Below are 26,974 nucleotides of genomic sequence, written 5' to 3'. Positions count from 1 at the left end.
CGGCATCGGCGCAGCCGCACTCTGCGGCGGCGGCGGACAAGGCGACGCACTCATCATCCGCGTCCCCAAGGCCTGATTACTTCCTGCTGACCAGACAGGTCGCCGAGCCCTCATCATGCTCGGCGACCTGTCTGTTTCGTGCCGGAGGTTATTGGTGATCGAGCGTCGTCGAGCGGTTACGCAGCAACGTCTCGATCTCCGATCGCCGGTACCTCCGATGCCCGCCAAGCGTTCTCAGAGTGCCGACTTTGCCCTCCCTCGCCCATCTGGACACCGTGGTCCTGTCGACGTGGAACAGTGCTGCAACCTGTTTGGTCGTCAGCCACTCGTCGACAGGTGCTGTGTGCTCTTCTTCTCGGCTCATTGACAGTCATTCGTAGCTGCCGACTGAAGGGATGGGTCCGACGATGAATTGGCAACCCCTGGCGTGCTGTGAAAGACTCGCTGCAAAACTTTACTATTCCTTGGGGAAATAATGTCGAAGTCGGTAACTCTGATCCGTTCCACGTCACTCTCTTCGGTGGCTGAATATGCCTATGCAGCAACGGCTCCCGCCGAGGCCCGACTGATCTTCCTGGCCGGATCCTGCCCGTTGAACGAGGACGGCTCTACTGCCGCCATCGGTGACTACGCAGGACAGGCAGCCAAGGCCGTCGACAACCTGAGAACAGCTCTCTCGGACGCGGGCGCGTCCATCACCGACGTGATCAACACCCGCGTCCTGGTGGCGTCGAGCAATCAAGCCGACCTCGTTGCGGCGTGGGAGGTAGTCCGCGACGCGTTCGGTGATCACGACGCCCCGAGCACTCTGATGGGTGTGACCGTTCTCGGTTACGACGATCAACTGGTCGAGATCGAGGCAATCGCGGCCGTCGTCGACTGAACTCGAACCGAACCGGGCGTTCCTACCGAGGATCTTCGTGAGCAAGGGCCCGGTAGCCCTTTGCCCCCGCACGATCCACTGCGGCTCGCACAACAGCGAAGATGGCTCCCTGCAGGGCTGCGGCGATCAGGACTTCCTTGCTCGACCTGCTCAAGTCTTTGGGCTCGGGCGCATTCTTGTCGTCACCGATGCGCTTCCACACCTGCTGGAAGACAGCGCCGGCCAAGATGCCGCCCAGGACGCTGGTCGCCAGTGAGAGTGGCTTGTACATCGCTTTCGATACTGCGCTCATTGCGCGGATCCTCCGTGGTTCGATACGTACCGCCTGAGCGGCTGACCGACTCTCACTACCCAGCAGGCGAGGTGTCGAAACATTGCTCCGGCAAGGCACGAAGACGACTGTCGCACGTTGTGTTCCACGGGTTTGCCACTTCTCGAGCCGGGTAGGATCGTCTTAGCGAAAGAAGGTTGTGTAAGTCATGGAAAACTACAGAATCGAACTACCGGACGGTACAACGGTGATGGAAGATTTCGTCTCGGATCGCGCCGCAATCGCATACGCGGTCGATCTGAATCACGGTTGTAGCGAGAAAGTCTCGGTATTCCGTATCACCGCCGAGGGAGAAACCATCCCGACTCGGATGTGCCCCAAGCCGAATCCTGGTTCTCGGCGTCGCGCGCGAAGCGTCCGATAGAAGGCGGTCAAGAAGCGTCGAGGCGCGGAAAGAGCGTCTCCCTTGCAAGCAGCAGCAAGGCCGCAGCGACCGGAATCGCCAGCAACGCACCGACAATACCGAGCAACGCTCCACCCAACAGAACCGCGACAACGGTCACCAGTGCCGGGACCGCTACCGTCTTCCCGATGATCTTCGGAACGAGCAGGTAGTCCTCGAGCAGACGTAACGCAATGAAGAACGCAACTGTCGCCAATGCCGTTGGGACAGAGACTGTCAGGGAGACCAGGGCGACGACAACCCCTGCGATCGTGGAACCGACTATCGGAATCAGATCGAGCAGAGCGACCAACGCGGGCAGGATCAACGGATACGGCACGTCGAAGATCAACAACCACGCGAAGGTGCACACTGCGGTGATCACGGAGATCAGAACATTGCCGAGGACGTACCCACCCACACCTGCCAGTATCTGATCACCGATGGCGATTGCTCGTGGCCGCCGCGAATGTGGCACCAGCCGATACAGATTCGTGCGGATTCGTGGGTAGTCGATCAAGAAGTACGTCGTCAGTACCGCAACGATTCCAGCGTCGGCGACTGCGCTGAACACCGCCCGCCCCGCTCCGAGCAAACCCGTCGCGAGCGCAGACCCCGAACCGTCCAGTTGGGTGGTGAGGTGCTCCTCGAGGTGATACTTCTCGTCGAGGTCGCTGACGATCGGATACCGGTCACGAATGTGTGTCAGAAGTTCGGGAGCGTGTGATGCGAACTGACGTCCCTGCTCGACCAGCGGGGTGATCGCAGCAACCAGAAACAGCGCCAACATCACTGCAATTCCGAGGAGTACCACGGTGACTGCGATCCAGCGTCGGAAATGTCTCCGCTCCAGCCAGACGATCATCGGTTCGATGCCCACCGCGAGAAACAGCGCGACCACGATCAGGATCAGCATGCCTCGCGCCGCCAGGAGCACTTCGATCACCGCGTACGTCACGGCAACACCGGCCGCCGCGCTCAGACCGATGAAGAACGGTGAACGACGATCGAACCTCGGCCCCGGTTCGCCCAGCGGCCGGACGGGAGTCGCCAATGCTGCGGCTTCACGTTCGGCTTCCGCCATCGGATCTGCCGCTTTGACTTCACTGTCGGAATCCGGTGAGGTGTCCGCGGAACTGGGATCCATTCAAGCCACCTCACGATCCGCGCGACTTCCCGGCACGGGAGTGAGTACCCGTGCCGTGGCCGGATCAACCTCGAGGCTTCTCCGCTCCGCTTCGGGTCAGCGCGAGACCGGTTCCTACCACTCCGATGATCGACACAGCGATGGCGATGCTGGGCCAACCGTCGCTCTGCCAGTAGACGTCGTCGAGAGTGATCAGTAACGCAGCCTCGTCGACGATGAGCCCGAGTGCGATGCCCAACGCGATGCCCATCCATGTTCTTGCGCGAGGGCTTCGGTCTACGAGTCCGAAGATCGCCACCCCGGCCAACAGCAGAATTCCCCATAAATAGTGATGCAGATGAGTGCCACCGGCGCTGATGTCGCCGACGTCCCTGGTGTCGATCTGGATCAACCACGTCACCAGACGTGCTCCGCCGAACGTCAACGTGAAGGCCACCCACGCCAACACCAAACCGCGGCGCGATTCGTCAACCTGATTCCATCTGCGAGGGAATCTGAATCGCTCGGCAGATTTCTCTTCGTCATGGTCTCGAGAAAGCATCCTTCATGTTTACCCGATGCCGCTCAGATCGATAATTTGGGGTAGAGAGACCGAAAACCAGTTGGAGCACAAAAAGCGGTACCCGATCTCCGAAGAGATCGGGTACCGCCTTCTCAACTACTCGCGCAGTATTGATCAATACCAGACTTTTCGTCCGCCCACTGCGCGCCCGGTAGCACCGAGGATGGACAAAACTGCACCTACGACGACCAAGATGATGCCGACGGTGGTCAGAATGCTCAACCCCGTGAAAAAGCCGATCAACGCCAGAATAATGCCGAGAACAATCATGTGAGAACCTCATCCGGTATGCGTATCAAAATGATCTACTCAACTGACGCTACTACAGAAACTTCACAATCGATAAATCCGATAAATACATTCATAAATGCGAAACTCGTATTACTACCCAATAGCGCCTCCGTTAAAACATCAGCCTTTCTCTTATCTCTACCTCACAGTTCCACGTCCTCGATCTTCGCCTCGACCGCCGGCGTGATGTGGCTCAACACGCAGCGCCAACGACCGTCTCGCCGCGCGAACACGTCGGTGGTCCACTCGTCGGCGTCGTATTGTCTGCCGCCGTAGTGCGCGGTATTGACGATCAGCGTGGTGAACAGTGCGACGTCACCGAAGAAACGCACGCGAGCGCTCCCGACGCGGTCCATCGCCGAATGAGTCAGGTCGCCCGAGGCCACGAAGCCCAGGAACTCCGCTTTGGTCGACACTCCGGATTCCGAGACGATCACCCAGTCGTCTGCCATGAAATCGCCGATCCGTTCGGCGTCGTTCGAGCACATCGCGACGTTCCACTCGTCTGCGACAGCGACCAATGCCGCACTCTCCTGATCCGACATGTCTTCTCCCTCTACCGTCGTCACCCTCGGCGGGTGATGCCCCGACGGCAGGGTTCCCGCAGGGTGGACTTCGAACCGACGTGCACGACGAGAGGGCAGAGATGACAGACACCAGTCGCACCGAGCTTGCAGCTCAGGCGTATATCTACGGATTTCCCCTCGTTTTCAATCTCGACCAGGTCCATCGGTATGTTCACAACGGTGTCGGAGCGAACCCCGCCGCACCTTTCAACACCTTCAGCCACGCCCGCACACTGGCCGGGCCGGCAGACACTTTCGTCACGATCAACAACGACACCGTGTATTCCATGGCGCAGATCGATCTCTCTGTCGGCCCCGTTGCGCTGCACGTCCCCGATACCGATGGCCGTTACTACGTCCTCCAGTTCGTGGACGCCTGGACAAACAATTTCGCTTACGTCGGGCATCGGGCCACCGGCACGAAGAGCGGAGACTTCCTTCTCGTCCCACCCACCTGGACGGGAACCCCGGCGGACCAGACCACGGTGATCAGATTTCCCACGAACATTGCGTCGATCGTGGGCCGGTGGGCATGCGGTGGCGACGACGACCTCCCTGCGGTGCACGCCTTGCAGGACGCCACCACACTGACCGTCGTCGACTCCACCGGAAACTCGGCGGGTCTCCCAGTGCCCGAACCCGGGGTAAGCCAGGACCTCCTGTTCCTCGAGAAACTCCGCATCTGGTCACAGGCGTTTCCGCCGGCCCCACGCGATCGAGAACTCCAGGATTCCTTCTCCCCGATCGGAATCGACGAGCCCGGGGCCTCTCCCTATAGCTCACACTCTGCCGCTTCACTCTCTGCCGACGAGGCAGCCGCGTTGGCTGACGGATTGACGATCGGTGAGAAGAACCTGCTCGAGGCCCTCACGAAAGGCTCCAGCCCCGAAGTCAACGGATGGAAGCTCACATTCCACGCCTTCGACTACAACCTCGACTACTTCGAGGTCGGCACAATCGACGATCCACAATTCAAGATCGCCGATCCCAAGTTGCGCATCGTCGAACGCGCCGCGGCTGCCAAGGGCGGGCTGTGGGGCAACCACCCTTACGAAGCGGCGTACATCATGACCTACGTCGACGATCAGGGCGAGCAGTTGAACGGAAACCAGACCTACACAATAAGACTCGACCCCACTCCGCCGGTGAGCGCCTTCTGGTCGCTGACGATGTACTCGGTGCCGGACTTCTTCCTCGTGGCGAACCCCGTCGACCGATACTCGATCGGCGACCGCACTCCAGGAATCGTCCACGACGCCGACGGTGCGTTGACGATCACGATCAGCCACGAGGAGCCGAAAGATCCCACGGCGAAGGCAAACTGGCTGCCCGCACCGCGCGGGGATTTCCGACCGGTACTGAGAATGTACGAACCTTCGCCCGCCGTGCTCGATCAGTCCTACGTCGTCCCCGCCATCACTCGCTCGCAAGAATGACGGCTCGCGTCTGACGGCCTGCCTGTGCGGGCCGTCAGACGGACTCAGAATCAGGCGTGTGTGCCGCCGTCGACACGGATCTCCGTGCCCGTGATGAAGGCACCATCGTCGGATGCCAACATCGCGATAACTCCCGCAACACTTTCCGGCCCGGCCATGGGGGCACCACCGGACTCCAGATCAGTGCTCAGAATCGGTGACAACTTGCCGAAGAGCGACCAGTCGGTGTCTTCCGGCAAGTACGACGCCGTAGTGTCGGTGATCCCGCTCTTCACACTGCCTGGAGCCACCGCGACGGCACGCAGACCCTGCTTGCCGTATTCGAGAGCCAGTGCGTGAGTGAAGGACTGGATTCCTCCCTTACTTGCGGCGTACGCGGCCATGTACGGGTGCGCGAAGGCCGCGGAGGTGGAACTGAAATTCACCACGACTGCGTTGGCGGTGGCGAGGAGAGCCGGCAGTGCCTGGCGGGTGACGAGGAAAGTGCCCGTCAAATTCACGGAGAGCACCTGATTCCACAGGTCCAGCGAGGTCTCGTGGGTGTGCCCACCACGCAGTATCCCGGCGGCGTTGACCAGTACGTCCAATCCCCCGAGAGTCGAAATCGCCTGACCCACAACCTTGATGACGGAACTCTCGTCACCGATATCGACGACGACGGTGTCGAGGCGATCCTCCGTCGAAGCATGTTCTGCCGATTTCCGGGTGTTCGCCAAACCCTGCTCGGAGATGTCTGCAGCGACCACGCGGCCACCTTCGGCGAGCAACCGCAGCGCGGTGGCCTGCCCGATTCCAGATCCTGCGCCGGTGACGAGAATACGACGACCTTCGAAACGATTCATTGCTGTGTACCTTTCACGAAAACGAGTTGGCTGGCATTCCAGGCTCGGTGGCGCCGACACTCACAACTCACCCGCGAGAAACTTCAGGTACGGGAAATGCGCAGCACTGCAACAGGTGTGGCACTGCGAAATCTCGGCGAGGCAATGCTCGCCGAAGTGGCGAATGTCAGACGGATCCGGCCGGTGCGGCCAAGGCTCTTTCGATCCAGACAAGACCGGACGGGCGGCGGTCGATCGCCTTACGCCCACGTCGGAAAGTCGCTACGCCGAATCGGGCCGTGCGCAGTGCACGGCCGGAAGCGAGAGAACAGCGGCGTATGGACATCACAGGCACGGTAGCAGCGCCGGCACCACTCGCTCAACCGCGTCGTTTCGAGACCCGAATCATTCAGGTAATCAGATGTCACTTCTGGACAACTCGCTCGACTTAGGCAGCACTAACCTGGCGGCATCCCGAAAACCCGATCCAGGAGCACAGTCGATGACACATGCAGACGCCTCGCGCACAACAACTCCCCCGACGACCGTCCTACGGACCGCTGACCACAATCGCGGACTCAACGACGTTCTCGCGATCGTCGAAGCGATGGAGCGACCGAGCGATCACCTGCTGCGGATCACGGCTCGTTTGACGGAGTCGACCGACGATCCGACCTGGTCACGCCCGAATGTGACCGTACGCATGAATCTCGGGCCGGCCTTCGACGACGCTTCGCGCGTGTACACGGTGCGTTCCTACGATTCAGCGAGCGGATCGATCGTCGTCGATGTGGTCCTGCACGGACAGACCAGTCCGATGATGAGGTGGGCAGCAGCGTTGGCCGTCGGTGACACCTTCGGCCTCACCGGTCCGCGGCCACACTTCTTGATCCCTGATGTTCCTGGTCGACGTATCGCACTTTTTCTGGACGGCACCGCAATACCCGCATTGCACTCGATCATCGAGCAGTTACCTACCGACGTCGTCGGAATCGGCTGGGTCACAACAGATGACGAGGTCGCCTTCGCCGAACTGCCCGCCCTCCCCGGCCTGGAGCTTCACCGCGTGAGCGCAGATCCGGCCGAGCCCGACGGCCCACTGGCGGTACGAGCACGCGAGCTCGCCAATCCCGCGAGCTACGTCGTGTGGGGCGCCGGTGAACGCAACGAGATGCGCGCAATCCGGAAGCACTTTCGATCGACCGTCGGACTCGACAAAAACGACGTCGCGATATTCGGATATTGGAAGGAGGGCGTCAGCAACACCGAAATCGACCTCCGTCGACGCGAGAACTACGAGCGCATCCTCGCCGACGGCGGAACCCTCACCGACATCGACGACCTGGCCATCGAGATCTGATTGCCTCACACCAGCCGACCTGACCGGCGGTGCACTGCGGTGATAAGTTCCTCTGTGCCAGCGGACCTCCACACAGGGGGTCAGGGAATCCGGTGTGAATCCGGAACTGACGCGCAGCGGTGAGGGTGACCGCCCGGGCTTACGCCACTGGATGAGAATCTGGGAAGGCGCTCGGGTGGGGCGATCTCGAGTCCGAATACCGGCTGGCAGCAGGGGTCAACAGGCGCCTGTTCACACGGTAACGGGCTCCGCGAACGAGCCCCTGCGAGAACGAGATTCCATGCGTCTGTCCAGACTTCGCCTACCCGCCGCCGCCGTCGCTGCCCTGTTGAGCGCGTCGTTGGTTGCCTGCTCCTCCGACGACAGTGCTGCCCGACAATCCAACTCTTCCGAACAATCGCGCGTGACAGTCCAGAACTGTGGCCGAGACGTCACGGTGGAGCGACCGATCGAACGGGCAATCGCGGTAAATCAACCTGCAGCAGAGATGCTGTTCGCGCTGGGAGTGCAGGACCGGATGGCCGGGTACGCCATGAGCGATGACGATGTCCTCCCAGAACTGCGCGAGGCGCGTGGTCAGGTCCAGGCGTTCGACACCGAGTTCCCGTCATTCGAAAGTGTCCTCGAACGCGAACCGGACATGGTCTACACGACGTTCAACTACACGTTCACCTCGGAGGGCATCGCCGACCGGATCAAGTTCACCGACCTCGGTGTCGCGACATATCAGTCACCCAGCGAGTGCACCGGTCAGGATGCCGAGCAGAGCAAGGCCCTCACGCTCGACGACTTGTACGACGAAATCGACGACGTGGCAACACTGTTCGATGCCAAGGACAAAGGTGTCGAGCTCACCGAGAGTTTGAAGGATCGCGCGGCCACCGCCACGGCGGCACTGGGAGCTGAGAACGTGACGCTGGCGTGGTGGTACGCAGCCACGAAGACTCCGTACTTCGCCGGGTGCTGCGGTGCACCGGGAATCATGACCGACGCGGTGGGTGCGAAGAACGCCTTCGACGACAACAAGCAGTATTGGCCCGAAATCGGTTGGGAGAGTGTGCTCGATCGAGACCCGACCGTGCTGGTGCTCGCAGATCTCGACCGCGGTGGAGACGGCGACAGTGCCGCAGACAAGATCGCGTTCCTCGAATCGGACCCGGTCGCCAGCAAGCTCACCGCAGTGAAGAACAAGCGTTACATCATCCTCGAAGGAACGACGATGGATCCCTCGATCCGCAATGTCGTTGGCATCGAACAGCTCTCCGACGGGCTGCGCCAGTTGGGTGTGGTCTAGATGTCCGCGGAGATCTGTGAACTGGTGCGTCGGTGGGACGACCAGCAGGCGGCATACATCGCCGACCGTGAGAAGCGCTTCGACGTGATTCTCGACGTTCTCGAATTGCAGCACGCGCACACCCCGTTCACGGTTGTCGACCTGGCCTGCGGGCCGGGTTCACTGAGCGCCCGAATTCTCGAGAAGTTCGAGCATGCGAGCGTTGTGGGGATCGACTACGACCCGATGCTGCTGGAGCTCGCCCGCCAGTCGTCGACGCGTTTCGGTGACCGACTGCAGCTGATCGACGCAGACCTGGCGGGAGCCGATTGGCCGAATTCGGTGGCTGCGCCGGTTCAGGCGATAGTGTCGACAACCGCGCTGCACTGGTTGCAACCGCAGCAGCTCGTCGAGGTGTATCGGCAGTGCCGCGAACTGCTGAGCCCGGCCGGCGTTCTGCTCAATGGTGATCACTTTCGTTTCGACGGCCGATCCCCCGCCATAGGGCGATGGGCGAAGGCTCACGACGAGCAGACGCAACGCTCCGCCTTTGCTGCGGGCGCTCCCGAGTGGGAGAGCTGGTGGGACGAGTTGCGGGCCACTCACGGCATCGGGGCACTGACCGACGAGCGTGAGCGCAGATTCGCCGGACGTGACGCCACTGCGCCCACGGCCGTCGACTTCCAGTTGGCGGCGCTCGCGCAAGCAGGTTTTCGGGAGTCGGGGACGGTCTGGCAACTGTTCGACGACTACGTGGTCTACGGCGTGAGATGACGACAAGAGTTCGGCTGCGTGACAACCCGACGACCGTCACCCTGCTGTGGATGATCGGTGTTGTCACGCTGGCCGGATCGGCTGCCGTGGCGATCACGTTGGGGCCGGCCGGTCTGTCGGTCGGTGAGGTGGCTTCGATCGTCGTCGGCCATCTCCGCGGTACCGCGGCGGACGTCACCCCTATCCGTGACGGCATCGTCTGGGACCTCCGTCTGCCGCGTACCCTGCTCGCCGCGCTCTGCGGTGCCGGTCTCGGGTTGTGCGGTGCGATCATGCAGTCGCTGCTTCGCAATCCGCTGGCCGATCCGTTTGTCCTCGGTATCTCGTCCGGCGCCTCGACCGGTGCCGTACTGATCGTGATCCTCGGAGTCGGGTCGGGAGTGATCGGCCTGTCGAGCGGCGCCTTCATCGGCGCGGTGATCTCCTTCGCCCTTGTGCTGCTGCTCGCCCATGCGGCCGGCGGCACGCCGGACCGGGTGATCCTGGCCGGTGTCGCCGCGACCCAACTGTTCTCCGCGCTCACCTCGTTCATCGTCATCACCTCGGCCGATCCCGAGCAGACCCGCGGCGTGATGTTCTGGCTCCTGGGCTCACTCGGCGGCGCCGACTGGCTCGACGTCGCACTCTGCGCTGCGGTGGTCGCAGTCGGCCTCGTGGTCTGTCTGACTCACTCCCGCGCACTCGACGCCTTTGCCTTCGGCGAGGACGCGGCGTCGTCGCTGGGGGTGAACGTGTGGCGGGTGCGTGTGACCCTGTTGTTGGCAACAGCCTTGATGACCGCGGTGATCGTGAGCGTCGCAGGTGCCATCGGCTTCGTGGGCCTGGTCCTCCCGCACGCGGCGCGGGCTCTCGTCGGTTCGAACCACCGCCGACTCCTGCCCGCGTCCGCACTGATCGGCTCCATCTTCCTTGTCTGGGTCGACGCTGTGGCACGCACAGCCATTGCGCCGCAGGAACTCCCGGCCGGTGTGGTGACCGCGCTGGTCGGTGTGCCTGCGTTTGCCGTCATCCTCTGGAGACGGAAGGCCAGGCCATGACACTCGAAGCTACCGGCGTCAGTTGGCGGGTCGGCGGGGCGCTCATAGTCGACGACCTCGACGTCTCGCCTACAACCGGAAGTACGGTGGGGCTTCTCGGCCCCAACGGTTCGGGGAAATCGACGCTGCTGAAACTGCTTGCCGGGCACAATCGTCCGACATCCGGTGTCGTGACCCTGGACCGAACCCCGTTGTCCGAATGGAAACGCCGCGACATCGCGCGTCGGATCGCGACCGTTGATCAGCACAGCAACACCGAGATCGATCTGACGGTCGCGGAGGTAGTCGAACTCGGACGCACACCTCACCGCGGACTGTGGGGTGGGCAATCGGATTCCGATCGCGACGCCGTCCGGGCAGCGATCGAACACACCGACCTCGCCGGCATGCTGGACCGGTCGTGGCACACCCTGTCCGGCGGGGAGCGCCAACGCGTCCAGATCGCGCGCGCCCTCGCTCAGGAACCCCACGAGTTGCTACTCGACGAGCCGACCAATCACCTGGACATCAATCATCAACTCGAACTGCTCGCGCTCGTGCGACGCCTCCCCACCACCACGATCATGGCATTGCACGATCTGAATCTGGCCGCCATGTTCTGCGATTCGATAGTGATGCTGAACCGTGGATCCATCGTTGCCCACGGAAGCCCGACCGAGGTCCTCACCGCCGACCTGATAGCCGAGGTCTACCAGGTCGACGCCGAGGTCCGCTTGGACGGTCCCGGCGGAGTACCTACCGTGAGATACCTTCCGCCCGGCACAGATTAGACGCACTCGGAACTGTCATTCACGCGAGAGCATCGCCACTGCTTCGCGTTCGAGGTCGACGTAAGGTTCACCACTGACGTCGATGGCCACCCGGTTGAGCGTTCTACCCGTGAACGCCCATGGCGACGTGCCCGGGTAGTCGTCGGTTACGGGCTCCCCGCTGTCACGGCCTGCGTTGAGCCCTTCGCCGCCACCGATGCTGAACTTGCCTGGCTGAGTGCGGATTCTGCCCTCACCGACTTTCCGATCGCCGTAGTAGAGGCCGAGCACCCCGTGCGCAGTGCCCGGCGGATCCTCGCCTTCCTTCTCGAAAGTTGCTGCCAAGATTATATTTTCGCCGATCGGAAGGTCTTCGGTGGCATCGATCTTCTGCTGTTCACTGCCGAGGAAGTTGTACACGTAATGCAGGCGGTTGTCCTTGACGTACAGCGAATGACCACCGAACCTGCCGCCATGCGAGAAAAGCACACCGGTCGCACCTGGCTCGGCCAAATCGACAACTGCCCCGATCGAGAATGAACGATTACGAAGGTTGACGGCGACGGCCTCCGGCACCTCGGCTCCGCCCGGGCGGTAGACATACCGGTTTCGCGGCGGGGCCAACTGAGGGCGAGGCGTGGTGAGAAGTTCGACACCGGACCGATCGTCCAGTGGCAGAGCTTGATTGGCACCGGCCTCGTGGAACCACAACCCCACCAGCTCTGCCAGCCTGCCGGGTTCTTCATCCGCAAGGTTCCGGAGCTCGGCTCGGTCCAACTCTGTGTGGTAGAGCTCCCAGGTGTCTTCCGAGAAATGGCCCCACCCGCTCAGAGTCGGGTGCGTGGTGACGGCCTTCCAGCCGTCATGCCAAATTCCTCGTCCTCCGAGCATCGAATAGAACTGGGTGTGCTTGGCGGTGGGGATGTTGCCGGCATCGAAGCTGTACCGCATGCTCACGCCTTGAATCGGGTGCTGGGTGTACCCCTTCACCGTGTCAGGCAAGTCGACGCCGACGCAGTCGAGCAGAGTCGGGACGACGTCGATGGCGTGATGGTACTGATCTCGAATCTCGCCACGGGCATCGATGCCCTCCGGCCACGAGATGATGCATGGGTCGCAGGTTCCACCGTTGAACGAGTAACGCTTCCACATCTTGAAGGGCGTGTTGAACGCCATCGCCCACCCGTTGGGATAGTGGTTGTACGTCTCGGTGCTGCCCAACTCGTCCAGCTTCGCCAGGTTCTCGGCTAGGTCGTCGGGTACGCCGTTCGCAATCTTGTTCTCGTTGACAGATCCGTCGGGTCCGCCCTCACCGCTGGCACCGTTGTCGGAGACCACCACGATGATCGTGTTGTCGAGCTGCTCGATTTCTTCGAGGTATCCGAGCAGGCGTCCGATCTGATCGTCACAGTGCGAGAGGAAGCCCGCGTACACCTCCGCCATCCGTGAGAACAGTCGCTGCTCGTCAGCGGAGAGGGTGTCCCAGGGGCGGGTGAAATCCAGCGGCGGGAACGGTTCGCCGTCGGGCCCGGTGCGGGTCTCAGGAGTGCCTATCGGGTTGAGTGAGGGCAGGGTCGTGTCTTTCGGGACAAGTCCCATTTCCTTCTGTCTGGCCAGAATCTCGTCCCGCATGGCTTCGTACCCTGCGTCGAACCTGCCTGCGTAGCGATCGGCCCATTCGCGGGGCGCGTGATGCGGAGCGTGTGCGCACCCGGGTGCGTAGTAGAGAAATACAGGCCGGTCCGGAGCTATCGACTTCACGTCGCCGATGTATTCGAGCGCTCTGTCGGTGATATCGACGCTGAAGTGATACCCCTCTTCGGGCGTCGACGGCTGTTCGACGGGGTGGTTGTCGTGGACGAGATCGGGATACCACTGATTGGTCTCGGCGCCGAGAAAGCCGTAGAACCGCTCGAATCCGCGGCCGACCGGCCAATTCCGTTTCGTGGAAGCAAGATTCATCTCGTCTTCTGCGCACAGGTGCCACTTGCCGACCATCGCGGTGCTGAATCCCTGCTCGACCAGAACCTCGGCGAGCGTGGCACATTCGGGAGGGATGTGACCGTTTCCGCCGGGAAAACCGACCGCGCACTCGCTGATGCAGGCCATGCCGTTGGTCGTGTGGTTTCGCCCGGTGAGCAGACACGATCGCGTCGGGGAGCACAGCGCTGTGGTGTGCCACTGCCCGTACCGCAATCCGTTGCCCGCGATGCGGTCGATGTTGGGCGTCTCGATCGGTCCCCCGTAACAACCCAAGGCGCCGTATCCGACGTCGTCGAGAACGATGTAAAGAATATTCGGTGTGCCGGCGGCGGCCTTCGGCTGCTCGTACGGGCTGCAGTCGGGAATCGAATCGCGAATATCGAGGTTGACGACGCCTTTGAATGCGTTGGCCATGATCTGGCTCCTTGTAGGTCATCTGATTTCCAGCCTCTACGGCCGCATGGTGAATCGCATACCCCGATTGTGGTCACCGAACCGCTGTCGCCCGAAATGGGCGATGCCATCTTCGGCAGGAAGTCCGAGTATGAAAGTGCCGGGTCTGTCATCGCCTCACTGGAAGCCAGGGACCACATGAGCAGTCAATTCGTTGAAGCCTCCACCTCCGATAACCCTGACCCGCTTCCGAGCTGGCAGGACGGCACGTCGAAACAAGCCATCAGGCGATTCGTCGAACGCGCGACGACTGAGGGAAGTCCGGACGAAATCGCACCGGAAGACCGGATCGCAGTCTTCGACAACGACGGAACCCTGTGGTGTGAGAAGCCGATGCCGATCCAACTCGACTTCATCCTGCGCCGCCTCGTCGAGATGACCAACCAGGATCCGTCTCTTCGCAACCGTCAACCGTGGCAGGCTGCGTTCGAAAAGGACTACGCCTGGTTGAACGAAGTGATCTCGAAGCACTATCGCGGCGACGACAGCGCACTGAAGGTGCTCGCGGCCGGTGTCCTGGCGGCATTCGCCGAAGTCACGGTCGACGAATTCGAAACCCACGCCGATACCTACCTGCGCACTGCTTCGCACCCCACTCTCGGTCGCGAGTATCTGCACTGCAGCTATGCACCCATGGTGGAGTTGCTCGATTACCTTGCAGCCAAGGGATTCTCGAACTACATAGTCTCTGGAGGCGGACGTGACTTCATGCGTCCGATCAGCCAGGAGGTCTACGGCATCCCCCGAGATCGCGTCATCGGCAGCGGCGTGGCCTTGACGTGGAAGGACGACGGGCACAGCGGCACAATTCTCCGTCAGCCCCAAACCGATGTCGTCGACGACGGGCCGGCCAAGCCCGTACAGATCTGGAACCGAATCGGCCGACGACCTGTCATCGCGGCCGGAAACAGCAACGGTGACCTACCTATGTTGAAGTTCGCCGAACACCCGAACGTTCTGGCACTTCGCCTTCTGGTGCTCCATGACGATCCGGAACGCGAGTTCGACTACGTGGACGGGGCCGAGCACGCACTCGACATCTCGCGCGCAAACGGGTGGACGGTGGTGAGCATCAAGAACGACTGGAAGACAGTCTTCGAACGATTCGCCGAATGACAGTATTGATACGTGACCCTCGATGATGTCGCCGACGAACTCTACGGCCTCGACCCCGGCGAGTTCGTAGAGGCGCGTACAAAGCATGTGAAGGCTGCCCGGGACGACAACGACCGCACACTGGCCGCAGAGATCGGAAAACTTCGGAAGCCGACCACCGTGGGGTGGTTGGTCAATCTCATCTCGCGCGATGCACCAGAGGATCTGGATGCACTTCTCGCGCTTGGCGAATCGCTACGCGACGCTCAACGCCATCTCTCGGGCCCGGACTTGCGACGGCTGACGACACAGAGGCAGCAGGTGGTGCGGAGTCTCGCCCACAAATCCGGTGAGATCGCCGCTTCACGGGGAAAAAGCGTCGGCGAGGATTCGTTGCGCGATGTCGCGCAGACTCTCAATGCCGCCCTGGCCGATGAGGAGACTGCCGCGCAGGTTCGACTCGGACGGGTCGTGACCGCTGCGAGTTACAGCGGTTTCGGACCCGCCGGGCTCGCCGTGGTGAATGAGAAATCACCGCAGCACGCCGCGATTGAAGAGCCGACGACTCCGAAGTCGAAAACTCCGGAACTGAAGGCCGAACAAGCCAGAGCAAAAGCAGAATTGAAGGAAGCCACGGCGCAGGCCGACGAGATCCGCCGCCGGGTGAAGTCCGAGACCGCCGAACTCCAGGAAGCCAGAACGACGCTCTCCGACGTCGAACGGCGCGTTGAAGAACTGCGCACCGAACTCGAGCACGCTGAGCAGCAACGGCAGTTCGCACGGAACGCCGAGAAGACCAGTGACGCTGCGGTTCGAGAATCCGAGAAGGAACTCCGTGTTGCTGAGCGTCGCGTCGACAAAGCAGAACAAAACCTCGCCGCAATCAATTCGTAGACATCCTGTTCATTAATCGATAGTCTGCCAATTATCGATCAGGTTGATCATCCTGGGATCCAGCAGTTACGAACAATGCCGTGCCGATGAGGGTTTGGCGTTATCGGCTTCTGCCTCGACAGTCTTCGGAGTGTGAACATGGACAGCGACAACACGTCGGAATGGAGTTTCTTACACGGCAAGCGCGTTCTCGACCTCTCTCGCCTTCTGCCCGGCCCGTTTGCGACGACGCTGCTCGCAGATCTGGGCGCCGACGTGGTCAAGGTCGAGAACCCGAAGCGACCTGATCCCACGCGGGCAGCTGGTGAACGGATGGCTTCGTTGAACAGGAACAAGCGATCGATCGCGCTCGATCTCCGTCTCGAATCCGATCGCGAGACGTTCCTTCGACTAGTCGAGACTGCAGATGCAGTGGTCGAGGGGTTCCGGCCACAGGTACTGGCAGGCATGGGACTCGGCTACGACGTACTTCGAAAAGCCAACCCACGCATCGTATTATGTTCGATCACCGGTTACGGGCAGTCCGGACCCTATGCCGACAAGCCGGGGCACGAATTGAACTTCCTCGGCCTTTCCGGCTTTTTCGCAGTTCCCGGGTGCACCGACGGAGTCGTCACCCGCCCTGGTATCCGGGCCGGTGATCTGGTGGGTTCGATGTACGCAGCACTGTCCATCTCGGTTGCTCTCGCCAGCGTGGACAAGCACGGACGCGGACAACACATAGACATTTCCCTCGCCGAGGCTGCAACCGCCTGGTGCGCGCCTTTCGCGCTCATGATCCGCGATATCGAGAACCCTACCGATTCACCGACCGTCCAGGGAGACAACGACATTTTCGAGACGTCCGACGGTTGCTTGCTTTCACTTGCCACTTTCGAAGACAAGTTCTGGATCGAGTTCCGAACAGCATTCAGCGCTGAGTTTCCGGCACTGAACACACTGCGCTACGACGATCGATGGACCCGAACACAGCACAAGGCAGAGTTGCGGGAACTCCTGGTCACCACCTTCGGTACGCACACATACGAGTGGTGGGAAAAATCGTTGACTGCGATCAATGCGCCGTGGGCGCCGGTGTTCACCGACGCCGGACAACTGATGAGCGATCCCCATGTCATCGCTCGAAACCTGTTCAGCGAGGTCGCGACCGAAAACGGAGAAAGCTGGCCCCAGATGAGATTCCCGGCGCAATTCAGCTTGGGACTGAACAGTTTTCGACTTCCGACTCCGTACGTGGGCGAGCACACCGAGTCGGTTCTCGACGAAGCCGCCGCGGCAACGGCGAGACGTGACAGCGGCTATTCGGATTTCAATTCGCCGTCGAAACCCGAAGACCAGTAGCGTCCCCGCAACGAAAGTTCGAGCAGCATCTCGGTGACTTCTTCCGGCGTCAGCGGTGGCGGGTCGGACTCGAGCCACCACTGCATGACCGCGATCTGTTCCCCCACCCATGCCCGCGAGAGTACTTCGATGTCGATTCGCGGAGTAACCCCGAGCGCTTCTGCCCGCGCGGAAAATATCCGCACAGCGGCGACGCTGCGGTCTTCGACGAACTTTCGCAGCGCCTTGCCATCCCCCTCACCACGCAGGATCACACGGTAGACGTCACGTTCCTCAGCGGCATGCCTGAACATCTCGAGCACAGGCTTGCCGGTGAATCCGATCGAAGAGGCGGGAATGAGTGGACCGAGCCGCTCTTGCAGGTCATCGGCCAGATCGGACACGACTTGACCGAGCAAATCGTCTTTGTCGGTGTAGTGACTGTAGAACGTCGCCCGACCCAAATCTGCACGGTCCGTGATGTCTTCGACGGTGATCCCGGCATATCCCCGTTCCAGAACGAGCGAGACCAAGGCATCCCGCAGCAATCGTCGGGTACGCCGGACACGTCTGTCTTCTGGAGGCATTGGGTTCCCTTCCTTCGCACTGTTGTACGAAGCATAGTTCAACGTTGACAGGACGATCGAATATAGACAGACTGTCCATTAACATTCGTGATGTCGATTTTCTCTGGAGATGTCCATGAACCTCGGTACTTATCTCGCCCGAAGCGCCAGCTACTACCCCGATCTCGAAGCCCTTGTCTGCGGCGAAGGCCGGTGGACCTACAGCGAGCTCGATACGGCCGCAAACCGTCTCGCGTCGGCTCTCGCAGTGATCGGGACACGGCCCGGACACATGATCGGAACCTTTGCCGGAAACTGCGGGGAACTCGTAGTGACCGAAATGGCCTTGTACAAGGGAGGATTCGTCAGGGTGCCGATCAACGCACGACTGGGCGCCGACGAACTCGGGCATATCCTCGCCGACGCCGATGTGCGTGTCCTCTTCGTCGACGCCGCACACGCCGGCATGGCGCTGAAGGTCGTCGCCGACGCAGGGCTGAACTGCAGGGTGATCGACTACAGCACTTCGACTCCCGACGCGGACAGTTATCACGAACTGACGGCAAGGGGCAGCGAAGACAACGTCGAGGTGGACGTCGACATTGACGCCCCGGCTGTCCTCAACTACACATCCGGGTCCACCGGCAAGCTCAAGGCTGCGGTCCAGAGTCACGGCAACCGCTTGGCGAACATGCGCAAGCGACTGATGAGCCCCGAAGGCGCGCCGACTGTTGGTGATCGCTACCTCGCCCCCGGCCCGATCACACACGCTTCCGGCATGGTGATGCTCGGAATGTTCGCCAGGGGCGCCGCAGTGGTGATCCTGCCGGCATGGGACACGAGGACGTTCCTGCAGACCATCGAACGTGAGCGGATCACCACCACCATGGTGGTCCCGACGATGCTCAACTTGCTGATGGACCATCCGTCGGTTACCGACGTCGACCTGAGCTCGCTGCGCTGCATCGGCGTAGGCGCAGCGCCGGTTTCTCCACAACGGTTGCGCGACGCGGTAAAGGTGTTCGGTCCCATCGTCATTCAGGGATACGGGCTCGGCGAAACGACCAGCGTCGTCACTGTCTTGACCGCTGAAGACGTGGTGCGCGGTATCGAATCCGACCCTGAGCTTCTTCTCTCGTGCGGCCGGCCGGCATACGACACCGATGTTCGCGTGGTCGACGACAACGGCGTACAGGTCCCGGCCGGCACGATCGGCGAGATCGTAGCCAGTGGTCCGGACTGTGTCCGCGAATACTTCCACGAACCCGAGCTGTCGGCTGAGACGTTCAGGAACGGCTGGGTCCACACGGGTGATGTCGGCTATTTCCGCGAAGACGGCTACCTGTTCATCGTCGACCGCAAGAAGGACATGATCATCTCGGGCGGATTCAACATCTACTGCAGCGAGGTGGAGGCCGCTTTGTACGAACATCCCGCCGTTTCCGAAGTCTGCGTAGTGGGAGTTCCCGATCCGAAGTGGGGCGAAGCAGTCAAGGCTGTTGTCGTGACCAGAGATGGAACTGACACCACCGCAATGGAATTGATCGCGCACTGCTCGACGCGTCTGGCAAGCATGAAGAAGCCACGTTCGGTCGACTTCGCAGATTCGTTGCCTGTCAACCGAAACGGCAAGATCGATCGCCGCGCGATTCGCGCGACCTACTGGACCACCGCTGACCGTCACGTCAACTGACAGGAAATAGACATGTCATTCGCTCTCACCCCTACCTACGAAGACAATCCAAGACTTCAATCGCTCGTCGAGCGTCTACGCGACTATCTCGACGGCGAACTAGCCGAGTACGAAGCCGAATTGGGTCTCACTCAAGAATCCCACTACATCCGTGAGACGCTTGAGCCAGTGTGGAGACGCAGCCGCGAACTCGGCTTCTACGGAATACACCTCCCCACTGAACTCGGCGGCCAGAACCTCACCTTTACCGAACTCGCCGCACTCAAAGAAGAGGTCGGTGCATCGCCGCGGGTCCTCGCGACGTCCGTGCTCGGAGACATGGGTGGCCCACTCCGCGCGGGATCGATCTTTCAATACGCCACCGAGCATCAGTTGGAAAAGTACTTGATTCCGGTGCTGCGAGGAGAGAAGGCGTGCTGCTTTTCTCTCACCGAGAACGACGCAGGTTCCGATGTTCGCGGCATGCTCACCACAGCTACCCCGGACGGTGCCGGATGGCGCCTCAACGGCCACAAGGTGTTCTCGTCCGCGGGCCCCTTCGCCGACTTTTCGGTACTGATCGCAAAGATGGCATCCGACGGCGACGGACCGGATTCGTACTCGGCCTTCCTGGTCGACTTGGATTCTCCTGGCTGCACAGTGGCGGACGGTGACGTCCCGATGTCCGGTCAGCACATCGAAGCGGACATCATCCTCGACGGCTGCTACGTGGGGCCGGAACAGCTTCTCGGAAATGTGGGCGAAGGCTTGAGAATCGGACTCGGTCGAGTCACAGTCAACCGGTTGTTGCACTGCCCCACCGTCCTCGGCGGAGCCCGCCGAGCACTGGAATTGTCGTTGGAGTACAGCAAGACTCGCCAGGTGCAGGGCGCTTCTCTTGCGATGTTGCAGTCCATCCAACACAAACTCGCCGACATGGCGACCGACTACTACGCTGCGCGCTCGATGACCTACGACGCACTCGCCACACTCGATGCCGGTGGGAGTCCGCGTACCGAAGCATTCATGTGCAAGCTGTTCGTTGCCGAGAAGGCCTTCACCATCGCCGACCACGCAGTTCAGATTCACGGAAAAGCCGGGGTCATCCGTGGTTCGGAGGTCGAATCACTGTTCCAGCGGTTGAGGATGTTCCGAATCCTCACCGGCTCCTCCGAGATTCAGAAGAACGGAATCGCGCGTCAATTACTCACCACCTGAAGATCATTCAAAGACAGTCGTATCCAATTTCGCGCCCGCCAGGTCGTCATACGCTCGACGTGACGGCCTGGCGGGCACTCGACTTTTCAGAGGCAATCACCGTGATCGATCACGAACCGGACTACAGATTCAGTCTTGCGAACGAACGAACATTTCTGGCTTGGATACGAACTGCGTTGGGGTTGTTGGCAGGCGGCGTCGCAGTCGGTCAGTTCTACGTATCCGAAAACGACGACAATATGTACAAAATGCTCGGAGTCGTGTGCACCGTCGTGGCGTCGGCTGTAGCGCTCGGCGCGCTCAGACACTGGAAGGCCGTCCAAACCGCGATGAGGCGTGATCTTCCCTTACCCACGTCACCGATGATCGCGCTTCTCGTCGGCGGGGTGTGTGTCGTTGCGGGTCTCGGCGTAGGGATGACCGTGTTGTGACGAAAAACGAGCCGCCCGGACTGCAACCCGAGCGAACCGTGCTCGCCTGGCGACGAACTGCCCTCTCCTCTGTGACTGTGTCAGTGATCACCGGTCGCGAAATCGCTTTGCATCCGTCCGTTCTACGAATCGCAGTGTTCGCCACGCTCATCATTACGACTGCCGGAGTCATCGTGGGCACGACAATCCGTCATCGTCGACTCAGTCTGGACGACAAGGATTCTCGAGAAATACCGTTCATTGTCATGGCGACTTTGGCCGTAGGCGTCACGGTTGCGGGACTCGGCACCTGCACTGTCATCCAACTTTGAACAAAGAGATAGACAGTCTGTCTATTTATGTATATTGTCTCCATTAATGCTCACTGTGACTCAGTGCACAGTCGACCGCCGAGCGCTGCCCACCGCGCCCAAGCAATCATCGGCATTTTTCGAGAGGGAACAATGACCACAGAACTTGCGGCACCTACTCAGTTTCCACGCAGTCGGCGAGGTAAGAACCTCGCACTCCTGACCGGCTCCACGGCAATGGACAACGCCGAAAGCAGCGTGACGTCCGTGCTCTTCCCTCTCATGCGTGAGGCCATGGGATTGTCATCGGCGGCGCTCGGCACGATCGTTGCAGTGGCCAAGGCCGTCGGGGTCTTCACGGCAATCCCCTGGGCGTTCCTTGCCCGACGATATTCTCGCAAGTCGGTACTTGCCATCTGTTCAGGGTTCTGGGGTGCCTGGGTAATCCTGGCCGGATTGTCCGGCAGTTTCACTCAGTTTCTCGTCCTCTATGCGATCGGCGCCGCAGGTTTCGCCGGCGCCGGCTCGATTGCATTGTCCATCCTCGGAGATCTGTACGAGGACGCCCGGAGGGGCCGCGCAACGGGATTGGTATACGGCGGCGTCGCCGTCATCACCGGCGCGACCGCCCCGATATTCGGGCTTTTGTCTCGCTTCGAAGATGGATGGCGCTACGGATACATCATCACCGGTGCAATCTGCATCGCCATCGGTGTGCTTATCATGCTTTTCCTCGACGATCCTGAATCCGGCGATGCGCCCGCACAGACGACCACCGACGATCTCGGCTCCAAAGCAAGATTCTGGCGCGAAGGGATACGAGAGCTACTCGCTATCAAGACATTCCGATACCTACTCGTACAACGCGCATTCTCGGGCCAGAACGTCATCATGAGCTTCAGCATCGTATTTCTCGTCGAGGAGCACGGATTCACGACCGCAACTGCTTCGATCATCGCACCGCCCTTCGCAATCGGGTACCTGCTCGGCACGTTCGTCGGCGGACGAGTCAACGACGCCGTACACGTCAAACGGCCCCGAAACGGCCGCATCATCATGCTTCAGGCCAGCCAACTCGGATTCGCGGCCGCAGCACTGATCGCTACGCAGATTTCCTGGAACAGCATCGGCGTCTACGCGGTCTTGTTCGGGATCGTCGGCGTCCTTCAAGGTCAGGTCCCAGTGGTAAATCGGCCGATTATCATGGCCATAGTTCGTCCGGAACTGCGAGCCCTGGCCTTTGCCGTCTCCGTCTCGACAGTCGAAGCGCTGGCCTACGCCGGATACGCTGTCTTGGTCGGAACCCTCGGCGACAGAATCGGATTACAAGGCGCGCTCTTCATCGTCACCGTAGTGCTGACCACCGTCAACGGGGTCGCTTCAGGCGCACTGTATCGCCCCTACGCCCGCGACAGTGCGGCCCTACTCTCCGGGCCATCCGCCAACCCCCTACATGAACAGAATGCGCTTCGGCACTAGGCAATTCAGTTCATCAACTACGAACGCGGCAATCAACACTCCAACTCGGCAATCAAGACGGAAGTAGACCTCAGATGGCACAAAACATCGCAACGGATGACATCCCCTGGGCGCGCGGATTCACCGACCCGGCCGACGTGCGCCAACAAGCCACAACCATACGAGAGATGGTAGCGACTCGCCGTGTGTGGCGCGGCGACGGACCCAAATGGACCCTCCCGACCGACTACACGGATCTGTCCGGTGTCACGTTGAACCTTCCGGATCAGCCGAAGCAGACGGTGTCCGAGTTCCTCGCGGGTGCGCACAGTGACAGTATCGCCGTGCTACATCGGGGACGCATGGTGTACGAGAGTTACTTGCACGGTTGCAAACCCCACGAACCGCACCTCAATGCATCGATGGCGAAATCCTACGTCGGTTTGATGGCTGCACTGGTCGAAGCACAAGGATTGTTCGACCGCGACGATCGGGCGTCGAAATTCATTCCCGAGTTGGCAGGAACTGCTTTCGGAGACAATCGGATTCAGGACCTTCTTCACATGGGCACTGATGTAACGTACGGCGGTCGGCCGTTCCATCGCACCATCGAAGCCAGCCGTTTCTGGGCCGTAGTCGCCCCGAAGCTGCGCCCCATGAATTACCGCGGCCCGGAGACCATTCTCGAGCACCTCGCCACGGCACGCACTGCGGGCCCGACCGGCGTCGAATTCCGCTACGAGAACGGCAATGTCGAGACTGTCGGAGAAATATTGCGCCGCGTGACCGGAACTTCACTCGCCGAACTACTCAGTGAGCTGGTCTGGTCAAGAATCGGAGCCGAAGAAGATGCGTTCTACATAGTCGACTCCGCTGGAACGGAAATGGCGGCGGGCGGATTCAGTGCGACCCTTCGAGACGTAGCCAGAGTGGGTGAGATGATTCGTTGTGACGGTGCCGTCGAGGATCGTCAGGTGATCCCACCGCACATCGCGCGATCGATGACCGCGGGAGTGCCCGCAGGCTATCCTTCGGAGGTCAGAAGCCCGCGTGCCCCTGTCGATTCCCCCGCGACGATGAGCTACCACGACTACTGGTGGATCCTCAATGATCCGTTCGGATCGTTCATGGCAAGCGGAATCCATGGCCAGAGGCTCTTGATCTCACGCGACCTGGAGTTTGTGGTCGCGCATTTCGGAGCCCACATCCTTTCGCCTGCAATCGACACCCCGAACTTCGTACCCGCGTTCCTTCAGATCGGCACTCACTTGGTATCGAACGCTCGCGGAGCGGTCCCCGTCAGCTGAGGTTTCCTCACGCATTCAGCCTGCGGCGGCTTCGAGCTCACTCAAGGATTCCTCGAGATGGCCGAGGAGCCGCTGCAAGTGCGGAACATTGCGGCGGCAGCCGACGAGCCCGAACTGCATGGTGTCCGCGTAGCCGATGACGGTGATGTTCATCGCCTGCCCGTCCAACGGAATCGATGCCGGGTAACAGCTCTCGAGTTTCGCGCCATTCCAATAGCGCGTCGTTGTCGGGCCGGGGACGTTGGAAATCACCAGATTGAAGACTGGACGCCCAGTGATCAGTCGGGATGAACCAGGGATCAGCGGCAGCCCGAGACCCGCGACGTTCAATGCACTGAGCGCCGTGATCTGCAGGGGCGTCAGGCCCGACATCAGGGACTTGGCGCTACTCATCGAGTCGTGAACTCTCTGAAGTCGGGCCGCCGGATCTGCCAATTCGGTTGCCAGATCACACAACACCGCACCCACGGCATTGCCGGAAGCCTCACCCTCTTCGCCTTTGCGAAGGGATACCGGCACCATCGCGATCAACGGTTTGTCCGGCAACTCGTCCAGTTCGATCAGGTATCGCCGTAGCGCACCCGCGCACATTGCCAACACCGCATCGTTGAGCGTCACGTCTGCAACGCAGCTGACCTTGCGCAGGCGCTCGATCGGCCACGACTGCGCGGCGACACGCCTCGCTCCGGTGATCGGGACGTTGAAGATCGATTTCGGGGCAGCAAACGGCAACGGTGCGACGTGGTCCTTCACTGCCGAGGCAGCGGCGTTCACTATCGCAGGGCCGACCCCGACCACATCTTGCACGGTCTCGATCACGGAGCCCACCCGCCTCTGCAGGTCCAGCCCGCGACCGGCACGAACCCGCCCCGAAGAAGGTCGTTGCGCCCATGGAGGCATCGAATGTCGATCGTGCGGATCCGACGAGAGGCTGCGGTACCACGCCTGAACAGCAGACACACCATCCATGAGCGCGTGGTGCGTCTTCATGTACACGGCAACTCGGCCGTCGGCGAGACCTTCGATCACGTACGCCTCCCACAGCGGCCGATGCCGATCGAGCAGCGTGCCGTGGAGCATGGAGGTCAGCTCGAGCAACTCGCGGACTCGACCCGGCTTGGGCAGCGCGAGCAACCGGACGTGATACTCGAGATCGACGTCTGCATCCTCCGTCCAACGCACCGGCGCGAAGTTCGACAAGAACTGCACCGGCTTGCGGCGAAAGAGTGGCCGAATCGAGTCGACGTCGGTGAGCGAACGGTAGAGCGACCTGGCGAATTCGCCGTCGTCCCCTTCCGGCGGAACGAAAAGCGACAGGCCACCGACGTGCATGGGATGCTCCCGTGACTCCATCAGTAGGAACATCGAGTCGAGCGGCAGCATCAGTGTCATGGCGATCCGTTCTCTCGGGCAGCTGCCCGGAGTACCGATCAGCCGCTGTTCGACAAAGTTACTCGCCCTGACTTCCCTCATTGGCGACTCCGACAAAACATTGCCCCCTCGATTTCGACAGGAGTCCGATATTCCCGTCGACGAACGCCTTTTCGGGTCGAAGCACCTCACAGCGATTCGCGGGTGAATGACGAGACACAGAGCACTGCAACAAATTTCAATCCTCACAGCCACAAGTAGTAGCGGAGGCGATCGCAGTAATACTTTTGTCGGAATTGTTTCAAATTGTCTGTACATCCAAGTCACACGTGACTACCGTCACTCATCATCACAATCCCGACTGGTCGGTTGTACCCAAAGGAGAAATACATGTCCCGACGTTCGACGTCGCGTGGCCTTTTCGGCGCACTCGCCACCGCAACTGTGTTCGCCACCGCCGCTGCGGTGGGAAGCTTGTCAGCAAGCATTGCAGGAGCCGCCCCGGCAGCGGAGATCCCCTTCGGCGGTTGGGATTCATGTCCGATCGACAATCCCGAGACCAGCACCTGTATGGACGTCACGGTCACCGGCGGAAACATGAAGATCGGCAAGCTTTCCGTCAACATTCCCGCCGGGGCGATGCGCATCGCAGGCGGAGTTGCATACCGGGAGAATCCAGAGGCTGAATTCGGATTCGACCAAGTATTCATCCCACCCAACGACAACAGTCGGGGGATCTACGCCAAACCCATCGACATCCCCGGGGGCGCACTCGGAATCGACCTGCCATTCAACAATCTCTTCGGACTGAACAAGGCTTCGGCCACCGTAGAGTCGACGTCTGCACTCCCCACCGTGGACGCATTTCAGCTTGGTGTGAAGCTACCCGTCAAATTGAAGATCGCGAACCCTCTCCTCGGCGGCAAATGCTACCTGGGCTCGGACAACAACCCCGTCCAACTCAACTTGGATGTGACCGAATACGGTGTCCTCGAAGAGGTTCCAGGTTTCCCGGATACTGCCGTCGTTCGAAACACCGGCCACACCGGACAGCCCTTCGCGGTCCCGACAGCTTCCGGATGTGGCCCGTTCGGCGTTCTGAATCCAATCGTCAACTGGCGCGCCGGGCTTCCCTCGTCCACCACGTCCAACTCCCTCGCCACGACGAGTGACGTCTACAACATCGGTGCCGACAGCCTCAGGCCCCAGCCGGCCGGCTCACCCGAACCCGCTGCCGTCGTTGCCGAACGTAGTGCCAACTAGCAATCCAACCCACTGCCACAGAACCGTCATCGACGACAGAT

Annotated in this window: 29 protein-coding genes and 1 riboswitch; of the genes, 18 read left to right on the top strand and 11 right to left on the bottom strand. The window is 61.0% G+C overall.

The window, feature by feature from the left end:
* Positions 1-148: 148 nt before the first annotated feature.
* A complete protein-coding gene (locus M1L53_RS30755; RefSeq protein ID WP_003945782.1) occupies positions 149-364 on the bottom strand; it encodes a BldC family transcriptional regulator in 216 nt (71 codons plus the stop codon).
* A gap of 111 nt (positions 365-475) precedes the next feature.
* Here M1L53_RS30755 and M1L53_RS30750 point away from each other — a divergent pair, with 111 nt between their 5' ends.
* On the top strand, positions 476-883 hold the full coding sequence (locus tag M1L53_RS30750; RefSeq protein ID WP_019747226.1) for a RidA family protein: 408 nt from the start codon (positions 476-478) through the stop codon (positions 881-883).
* A gap of 22 nt (positions 884-905) precedes the next feature.
* Here M1L53_RS30750 and M1L53_RS30745 read toward each other — a convergent pair whose 3' ends face one another.
* The gene (locus tag M1L53_RS30745) at positions 906-1,175 is read right to left on the bottom strand and encodes a DUF4235 domain-containing protein (protein WP_003945929.1); all 270 of its coding nucleotides are present in this window, start codon (positions 1,173-1,175) and stop codon (positions 906-908) included.
* 187 nt (positions 1,176-1,362) lie between these two features.
* Between M1L53_RS30745 and M1L53_RS30740 the strand changes: the two genes are divergently transcribed.
* Positions 1,363-1,578, top strand: coding sequence for a hypothetical protein (locus M1L53_RS30740; RefSeq protein WP_003945874.1), 216 nt, complete (start codon positions 1,363-1,365; stop codon positions 1,576-1,578).
* Positions 1,579-1,585: 7 nt separating this feature from the next.
* Here M1L53_RS30740 and M1L53_RS30735 read toward each other — a convergent pair whose 3' ends face one another.
* From M1L53_RS30735 to M1L53_RS30720, 4 genes are all read right to left on the bottom strand, one after another.
* On the bottom strand, positions 1,586-2,743 hold the full coding sequence (locus M1L53_RS30735) for an AI-2E family transporter (RefSeq protein WP_054187939.1): 1,158 nt from the start codon (positions 2,741-2,743) through the stop codon (positions 1,586-1,588).
* A gap of 64 nt (positions 2,744-2,807) precedes the next feature.
* Positions 2,808-3,284: a hypothetical protein gene (locus tag M1L53_RS30730; RefSeq protein ID WP_003945539.1), complete on the bottom strand. Its 477-nt coding sequence runs from the start codon at positions 3,282-3,284 to the stop codon at positions 2,808-2,810.
* A gap of 135 nt (positions 3,285-3,419) precedes the next feature.
* The gene (locus tag M1L53_RS30725) at positions 3,420-3,575 is read right to left on the bottom strand and encodes a DUF6131 family protein (protein WP_003945564.1); all 156 of its coding nucleotides are present in this window, start codon (positions 3,573-3,575) and stop codon (positions 3,420-3,422) included.
* A gap of 164 nt (positions 3,576-3,739) precedes the next feature.
* On the bottom strand, positions 3,740-4,141 hold the full coding sequence (locus M1L53_RS30720; RefSeq protein WP_054187940.1) for a nuclear transport factor 2 family protein: 402 nt from the start codon (positions 4,139-4,141) through the stop codon (positions 3,740-3,742).
* A 101-nt stretch (positions 4,142-4,242) separates the two neighbouring features.
* Here M1L53_RS30720 and M1L53_RS30715 point away from each other — a divergent pair, with 101 nt between their 5' ends.
* Positions 4,243-5,598 (top strand): DUF1254 domain-containing protein, encoded by a 1,356-nt coding sequence (locus M1L53_RS30715; RefSeq protein WP_054187941.1) that lies wholly within the window; start codon positions 4,243-4,245, stop codon positions 5,596-5,598.
* Between the two features lie 50 nt (positions 5,599-5,648).
* On the opposite strand, the gene M1L53_RS30710 is transcribed toward M1L53_RS30715, so the two are convergent.
* Positions 5,649-6,440 (bottom strand): SDR family NAD(P)-dependent oxidoreductase, encoded by a 792-nt coding sequence (locus tag M1L53_RS30710; RefSeq protein ID WP_054187942.1) that lies wholly within the window; start codon positions 6,438-6,440, stop codon positions 5,649-5,651.
* Positions 6,441-6,606: 166 nt separating this feature from the next.
* Positions 6,607-6,765 carry a hypothetical protein gene (locus tag M1L53_RS30705; RefSeq protein ID WP_155419158.1) on the bottom strand — a complete coding sequence of 53 codons (159 nt, stop codon included), beginning with the start codon at positions 6,763-6,765 and terminating at the stop codon, positions 6,607-6,609.
* 156 nt (positions 6,766-6,921) lie between these two features.
* On the opposite strand from M1L53_RS30705, the gene M1L53_RS30700 reads away from it, so the two are divergent.
* The 5 genes from M1L53_RS30700 (at position 6,922) to M1L53_RS30680 (ending at position 11,633) form a co-directional block, all read left to right on the top strand.
* On the top strand, positions 6,922-7,779 hold the full coding sequence (locus M1L53_RS30700) for a siderophore-interacting protein (protein ID WP_003945614.1): 858 nt from the start codon (positions 6,922-6,924) through the stop codon (positions 7,777-7,779).
* A gap of 41 nt (positions 7,780-7,820) precedes the next feature.
* Positions 7,821-8,002: riboswitch (cobalamin riboswitch) on the top strand.
* Positions 8,003-8,059: 57 nt separating this feature from the next.
* On the top strand, positions 8,060-9,073 hold the full coding sequence (locus M1L53_RS30695; protein WP_054187943.1) for an ABC transporter substrate-binding protein: 1,014 nt from the start codon (positions 8,060-8,062) through the stop codon (positions 9,071-9,073).
* Positions 9,074-9,826 carry a trans-aconitate 2-methyltransferase gene (locus M1L53_RS30690; protein WP_054187944.1) on the top strand — a complete coding sequence of 251 codons (753 nt, stop codon included), beginning with the start codon at positions 9,074-9,076 and terminating at the stop codon, positions 9,824-9,826.
* Positions 9,823-10,863, top strand: a complete 1,041-nt coding sequence (locus tag M1L53_RS30685; RefSeq protein WP_054187945.1) for an iron ABC transporter permease — start codon at positions 9,823-9,825, stop codon at positions 10,861-10,863. The genes M1L53_RS30690 and M1L53_RS30685 overlap by 4 nt, the downstream gene beginning before the upstream one ends.
* Positions 10,860-11,633 carry an ABC transporter ATP-binding protein gene (locus M1L53_RS30680; protein ID WP_054187946.1) on the top strand — a complete coding sequence of 258 codons (774 nt, stop codon included), beginning with the start codon at positions 10,860-10,862 and terminating at the stop codon, positions 11,631-11,633. The genes M1L53_RS30685 and M1L53_RS30680 overlap by 4 nt, the downstream gene beginning before the upstream one ends.
* Before the next feature lie 15 nt (positions 11,634-11,648).
* On the opposite strand, the gene M1L53_RS30675 is transcribed toward M1L53_RS30680, so the two are convergent.
* Positions 11,649-14,009 (bottom strand): arylsulfatase, encoded by a 2,361-nt coding sequence (locus tag M1L53_RS30675; RefSeq protein ID WP_261949426.1) that lies wholly within the window; start codon positions 14,007-14,009, stop codon positions 11,649-11,651.
* A 177-nt stretch (positions 14,010-14,186) separates the two neighbouring features.
* On the opposite strand from M1L53_RS30675, the gene M1L53_RS30670 reads away from it, so the two are divergent.
* The 3 genes from M1L53_RS30670 (at position 14,187) to M1L53_RS30660 (ending at position 17,378) form a co-directional block, all read left to right on the top strand.
* Positions 14,187-15,164 carry an HAD family phosphatase gene (locus M1L53_RS30670; RefSeq protein WP_054188027.1) on the top strand — a complete coding sequence of 326 codons (978 nt, stop codon included), beginning with the start codon at positions 14,187-14,189 and terminating at the stop codon, positions 15,162-15,164.
* A gap of 12 nt (positions 15,165-15,176) precedes the next feature.
* Positions 15,177-16,037: a hypothetical protein gene (locus tag M1L53_RS30665; RefSeq protein ID WP_054187948.1), complete on the top strand. Its 861-nt coding sequence runs from the start codon at positions 15,177-15,179 to the stop codon at positions 16,035-16,037.
* 138 nt (positions 16,038-16,175) lie between these two features.
* Complete coding sequence (locus M1L53_RS30660; RefSeq protein WP_054187949.1) at positions 16,176-17,378, top strand: CaiB/BaiF CoA-transferase family protein; 1,203 nt, start codon at positions 16,176-16,178, stop codon at positions 17,376-17,378.
* Here the strand turns inward: M1L53_RS30660 and M1L53_RS30655 are convergent.
* Positions 17,336-17,944: a TetR/AcrR family transcriptional regulator gene (locus M1L53_RS30655; protein WP_007734687.1), complete on the bottom strand. Its 609-nt coding sequence runs from the start codon at positions 17,942-17,944 to the stop codon at positions 17,336-17,338. The genes M1L53_RS30660 and M1L53_RS30655 overlap by 43 nt on opposite strands.
* Positions 17,945-18,059: 115 nt before the next feature.
* On the opposite strand from M1L53_RS30655, the gene M1L53_RS30650 reads away from it, so the two are divergent.
* The 6 genes from M1L53_RS30650 (at position 18,060) to M1L53_RS30625 (ending at position 24,299) form a co-directional block, all read left to right on the top strand.
* A complete protein-coding gene (locus tag M1L53_RS30650; protein ID WP_054188028.1) occupies positions 18,060-19,616 on the top strand; it encodes a long-chain fatty acid--CoA ligase in 1,557 nt (518 codons plus the stop codon).
* Positions 19,617-19,628: 12 nt separating this feature from the next.
* Positions 19,629-20,813 carry an acyl-CoA dehydrogenase family protein gene (locus M1L53_RS30645; protein ID WP_054187950.1) on the top strand — a complete coding sequence of 395 codons (1,185 nt, stop codon included), beginning with the start codon at positions 19,629-19,631 and terminating at the stop codon, positions 20,811-20,813.
* A 101-nt stretch (positions 20,814-20,914) separates the two neighbouring features.
* Complete coding sequence (locus tag M1L53_RS30640; protein ID WP_100245478.1) at positions 20,915-21,244, top strand: YidH family protein; 330 nt, start codon at positions 20,915-20,917, stop codon at positions 21,242-21,244.
* Positions 21,241-21,555, top strand: coding sequence for a DUF202 domain-containing protein (locus M1L53_RS30635; protein WP_007734680.1), 315 nt, complete (start codon positions 21,241-21,243; stop codon positions 21,553-21,555). Before M1L53_RS30640 ends, M1L53_RS30635 begins: the two co-directional genes overlap by 4 nt.
* A 132-nt stretch (positions 21,556-21,687) precedes the next feature.
* Entirely contained in the window at positions 21,688-23,013 is a 1,326-nt protein-coding gene (locus M1L53_RS30630; RefSeq protein ID WP_007734679.1) for an MFS transporter, read from the top strand.
* A 74-nt stretch (positions 23,014-23,087) separates the two neighbouring features.
* Complete coding sequence (locus M1L53_RS30625; RefSeq protein WP_054187951.1) at positions 23,088-24,299, top strand: serine hydrolase; 1,212 nt, start codon at positions 23,088-23,090, stop codon at positions 24,297-24,299.
* 15 nt (positions 24,300-24,314) lie between these two features.
* Here M1L53_RS30625 and M1L53_RS30620 read toward each other — a convergent pair whose 3' ends face one another.
* Positions 24,315-25,691, bottom strand: a complete 1,377-nt coding sequence (locus M1L53_RS30620; RefSeq protein WP_003945789.1) for a wax ester/triacylglycerol synthase family O-acyltransferase — start codon at positions 25,689-25,691, stop codon at positions 24,315-24,317.
* 369 nt (positions 25,692-26,060) lie between these two features.
* Between M1L53_RS30620 and M1L53_RS30615 the strand changes: the two genes are divergently transcribed.
* Positions 26,061-26,933: a hypothetical protein gene (locus M1L53_RS30615; protein WP_003945649.1), complete on the top strand. Its 873-nt coding sequence runs from the start codon at positions 26,061-26,063 to the stop codon at positions 26,931-26,933.
* Positions 26,934-26,974: the final 41 nt, after the last annotated feature.

The sequence above is a fragment of the Rhodococcus sp. T9N genome (assembly GCF_024436645.1).
In the GTDB taxonomy this organism is placed as follows: Bacteria; Actinomycetota; Actinomycetes; order Mycobacteriales; family Mycobacteriaceae; genus Rhodococcus_F; species Rhodococcus_F qingshengii.
Note: the sequence above shows the minus strand (reverse complement) of the source record. Positions and strands in the feature narration are given on the sequence as shown.

What these genes read in the sequence shown, in the direction of transcription:
- M1L53_RS30685 (WP_054187945.1), top strand. Translation starts at nt 9,823, where the DNA reads ATGACGACAAGAGTTCGGCTGCGTGACAACCCGACGACCGTCACCCTG.
- M1L53_RS30670 (WP_054188027.1), top strand. Translation starts at nt 14,187, where the DNA reads ATGAGCAGTCAATTCGTTGAAGCCTCCACCTCCGATAACCCTGACCCG.
- M1L53_RS30625 (WP_054187951.1), top strand. Translation starts at nt 23,088, where the DNA reads ATGGCACAAAACATCGCAACGGATGACATCCCCTGGGCGCGCGGATTC.
- M1L53_RS30615 (WP_003945649.1), top strand. Translation starts at nt 26,061, where the DNA reads ATGTCCCGACGTTCGACGTCGCGTGGCCTTTTCGGCGCACTCGCCACC.
- M1L53_RS30740 (WP_003945874.1), top strand. Translation starts at nt 1,363, where the DNA reads ATGGAAAACTACAGAATCGAACTACCGGACGGTACAACGGTGATGGAA.
- M1L53_RS30755 (WP_003945782.1), bottom strand. Translation starts at nt 364, where the DNA reads ATGAGCCGAGAAGAAGAGCACACAGCACCTGTCGACGAGTGGCTGACG.
- M1L53_RS30690 (WP_054187944.1), top strand. Translation starts at nt 9,074, where the DNA reads ATGTCCGCGGAGATCTGTGAACTGGTGCGTCGGTGGGACGACCAGCAG.
- M1L53_RS30620 (WP_003945789.1), bottom strand. Translation starts at nt 25,691, where the DNA reads ATGACACTGATGCTGCCGCTCGACTCGATGTTCCTACTGATGGAGTCA.
- M1L53_RS30710 (WP_054187942.1), bottom strand. Translation starts at nt 6,440, where the DNA reads ATGAATCGTTTCGAAGGTCGTCGTATTCTCGTCACCGGCGCAGGATCT.
- M1L53_RS30645 (WP_054187950.1), top strand. Translation starts at nt 19,629, where the DNA reads ATGTCATTCGCTCTCACCCCTACCTACGAAGACAATCCAAGACTTCAA.
- M1L53_RS30735 (WP_054187939.1), bottom strand. Translation starts at nt 2,743, where the DNA reads ATGGATCCCAGTTCCGCGGACACCTCACCGGATTCCGACAGTGAAGTC.
- M1L53_RS30700 (WP_003945614.1), top strand. Translation starts at nt 6,922, where the DNA reads ATGACACATGCAGACGCCTCGCGCACAACAACTCCCCCGACGACCGTC.
- M1L53_RS30680 (WP_054187946.1), top strand. Translation starts at nt 10,860, where the DNA reads ATGACACTCGAAGCTACCGGCGTCAGTTGGCGGGTCGGCGGGGCGCTC.
- M1L53_RS30715 (WP_054187941.1), top strand. Translation starts at nt 4,243, where the DNA reads ATGACAGACACCAGTCGCACCGAGCTTGCAGCTCAGGCGTATATCTAC.
- M1L53_RS30750 (WP_019747226.1), top strand. Translation starts at nt 476, where the DNA reads ATGTCGAAGTCGGTAACTCTGATCCGTTCCACGTCACTCTCTTCGGTG.
- M1L53_RS30730 (WP_003945539.1), bottom strand. Translation starts at nt 3,284, where the DNA reads ATGCTTTCTCGAGACCATGACGAAGAGAAATCTGCCGAGCGATTCAGA.
- M1L53_RS30675 (WP_261949426.1), bottom strand. Translation starts at nt 14,009, where the DNA reads ATGGCCAACGCATTCAAAGGCGTCGTCAACCTCGATATTCGCGATTCG.
- M1L53_RS30655 (WP_007734687.1), bottom strand. Translation starts at nt 17,944, where the DNA reads ATGCCTCCAGAAGACAGACGTGTCCGGCGTACCCGACGATTGCTGCGG.
- M1L53_RS30650 (WP_054188028.1), top strand. Translation starts at nt 18,060, where the DNA reads ATGAACCTCGGTACTTATCTCGCCCGAAGCGCCAGCTACTACCCCGAT.
- M1L53_RS30720 (WP_054187940.1), bottom strand. Translation starts at nt 4,141, where the DNA reads ATGTCGGATCAGGAGAGTGCGGCATTGGTCGCTGTCGCAGACGAGTGG.
- M1L53_RS30745 (WP_003945929.1), bottom strand. Translation starts at nt 1,175, where the DNA reads ATGAGCGCAGTATCGAAAGCGATGTACAAGCCACTCTCACTGGCGACC.
- M1L53_RS30725 (WP_003945564.1), bottom strand. Translation starts at nt 3,575, where the DNA reads ATGATTGTTCTCGGCATTATTCTGGCGTTGATCGGCTTTTTCACGGGG.
- M1L53_RS30630 (WP_007734679.1), top strand. Translation starts at nt 21,688, where the DNA reads ATGACCACAGAACTTGCGGCACCTACTCAGTTTCCACGCAGTCGGCGA.
- M1L53_RS30695 (WP_054187943.1), top strand. Translation starts at nt 8,060, where the DNA reads ATGCGTCTGTCCAGACTTCGCCTACCCGCCGCCGCCGTCGCTGCCCTG.
- M1L53_RS30705 (WP_155419158.1), bottom strand. Translation starts at nt 6,765, where the DNA reads ATGTCCATACGCCGCTGTTCTCTCGCTTCCGGCCGTGCACTGCGCACG.
- M1L53_RS30660 (WP_054187949.1), top strand. Translation starts at nt 16,176, where the DNA reads ATGGACAGCGACAACACGTCGGAATGGAGTTTCTTACACGGCAAGCGC.